A 2,229-nucleotide genomic window follows, 5' to 3' on the forward strand; every position below is an offset into this window, starting at 1 on the left:
CCGGTCTCCTCGCGGGTGCGGAGACCCTGCTGCGCCGGGCCGACCGCCGCTACCGGGAGCGCGCGCAGCGGGTCGGTCCCATGGGCGCCCACCAGCCGATCCCCGACGACGGCCTCGGCATCGAACCCGGTCTGTCACCGCTCATCACCACGAGCTCGAACTTCTATGTGGCGGATGTGAACTCGCGCCCACCCCGGCTCGACCCCGAACACTGGCGGTTGTCCATCAGCGGTATGGTCGCGCACTCGCTGCGCCTGTCGCTGCGTGAATTGGCCGAGCAGGCGGAGGAATTCGACGCGGTCATGGTGTGCGTGCACAATACCGTCGCCGCCGGGCGTGCCGGGAACGCCCGCTGGCTCGGGGTGCCGCTGACCACGCTGCTCGATCACGCCCTGCCCGAAACCGGCGCCACCCGCCTGGTCACCCGCGCCAGCGACGGATTCACCATCTCGCTCCCGCTGGCCCCGCTGCGCACGGGCGAGTGGCCCGGGTACCTGGTCATCGGCATGAACGGTGAACCGCTCAGCCCCGAACACGGTTTCCCGGCCCGGGTTTTCGTGCCCGGTCTGTACGGTCAGTACACCGGCGCGAAATGGCTCACCGAACTGGAACTCACCGACGACAGCCACCTGGACTACTGGTGGAAGCGCGGCTGGACCAGTGAGCCGCTGTGGGTGCGCCCGCAGGCCCGCATCGACGTCGCCTCGGTCGGCAGCCCCGGTTCCGGCAAATGCACCGTGGCGGGCGTCGCCTGGGCGCCGCCGCACGGCGTGGCGGGTGTCGAGATCCGCATCGACGAAACCGAATGGCTCCCGGTCGAACTCGGCGCCGAACTCGCCCCGGCCGCGTGGCGGCGCTGGCGCACCGTCATCGACCTCCCGCCCGGCCCGCACACCGTGGAGGCCCGCGTCACCAGCCGCTCCGGCGAGGTCCAGGACGCCGACGTGCGCCCGCCGTATCCGCTCGGCCCGGGCGGCCTGCACCGGGTCACGGTCGACGCCTGAGCCGGACGGCCCGCGGCGGATCACAGCCGCGGGTCGTTGACCAGGCGGAAGTCGTGCAGGTTGTCGCGGTCCCCGGTGGCGGTGAAGTAGCGCCCCGGGAGTTCGTTGGCGGGCATATCGCAGGCGCGGGCGATCACCGAGGCGGGCAGGCGCAGCAGATCCCGGCCCAGATGCCAGGGGGTGACGAGACGGGCCTCGTCGCCGAAGAGCAGCACGCAACGCACCGGCACCCGGCCGTCGGGCAGCAGGGCGCGATCGGCGGTGTGCCGCCAGGTGGCCAAGGTGTCGAACAATCCGGTGAGGTCGAGACTTTCGCGCGCCACGTCGAGGGCGTCGGAGTATTCGCGATCGAAGCGCTGCACATCCGCCGGATCCAGACAGGACCGGATCGCGGCCGGGCTGGCATGTGCGGGTAGCGGAAATCCGTGCTCGAACTTGGCGTAACCATGCTCGGCTGTCATGAACCCACGCTAGTCCGCGTCTCCGATCTCCGGTTGCGAAACGGTGCGCATCGCCCACATGTCGGAGCCGACGGTCAGAAACGCCCCCCGCGGCTGATGCGCCGCGAACCCTGCGAGCCGCCGAAGGACCCGGGCCCCATCCCGCGACCGCCACCACGGCTGAATCCGCCGCCGAACCCACCACCGCGCCGGTATCCGGTGCCCATCCCGCGCAGCATGCCGTCGATGAGAATGCCGCCCAGCACCGCGCCGGTCTGCGAGCCGCCGGTGGGTGTGTGGCTGGCCTGCCAGGACCGTACGTTCGCTTCGGCGGTGTGCAGGGCGCTGGCCCCGAGTTCCACTGCGCGCTGGGCCGATTGCAGCGCCTCGCCGGGGTTGGTGGTGGCGAGCTCCTGCGCCCGGTCCAGATGGCGTTGGGCCTCGGCCAATCGGGTGCGGGGTTCGGCGTCCACGCCGCCGCGCCGGGTGCTGATGAAATCGGCCGCGGCATTGATGCGTCCGCGCGCGGCCGTCATGGCCTGATCGAGGCGTCGCGCCAGATCGTCGGCGGCCAGCTTGCGGTCGGTGGCGGCGGCGATCGCCTTGTCCAGGGCGGTGTCCGCGGCCACCGCCCGCTGGAAGACCCCGAGCGGGTTGGCGTCGCCGTTGGCGGTGGCGTCCTCTAGGGCGTCGCGCGCCGCGCCGGTTGCCGCGGGCAGTTCGGTTCCGCCGTGAGCGCCGAGGGTTTCGGCCGTGGCGAGATCGCGCCGCAGCTCGGCCACCAT

Annotated in this window: 2 protein-coding genes and 1 pseudogene; 1 reads left to right on the forward strand and 2 read right to left on the reverse strand. The window is 72.0% G+C overall.

Annotated features, from left to right (window positions below; translation table 11 throughout):
* Positions 1-1,004, forward strand: a 1,004-nt coding sequence (locus tag QK444_RS35670; protein ID WP_282786440.1) for a molybdopterin-dependent oxidoreductase, incomplete at its 5' end; no start/stop codon positions are given.
* Between the two features lie 20 nt (positions 1,005-1,024).
* On the opposite strand, the gene QK444_RS35675 is transcribed toward QK444_RS35670, so the two are convergent.
* Together QK444_RS35675 and QK444_RS35680 are read right to left on the reverse strand one after the other, a co-directional pair.
* The gene (locus QK444_RS35675) at positions 1,025-1,465 is read right to left on the reverse strand and encodes a DUF6247 family protein (protein WP_051037017.1); all 441 of its coding nucleotides are present in this window, start codon (positions 1,463-1,465) and stop codon (positions 1,025-1,027) included.
* A 74-nt stretch (positions 1,466-1,539) separates the two neighbouring features.
* Positions 1,540-2,229: pseudogene (locus tag QK444_RS35680) on the reverse strand (TPM domain-containing protein); the annotation flags it as partial.

It is taken from the genome of Nocardia sp. CC201C (genome assembly GCF_030010695.1).
Classification (GTDB): domain Bacteria; phylum Actinomycetota; class Actinomycetes; order Mycobacteriales; family Mycobacteriaceae; genus Nocardia; species Nocardia otitidiscaviarum.

What these genes read in the sequence shown, in the direction of transcription:
- QK444_RS35675 (WP_051037017.1), bottom strand. Translation starts at nt 1,465, where the DNA reads ATGACAGCCGAGCATGGTTACGCCAAGTTCGAGCACGGATTTCCGCTA.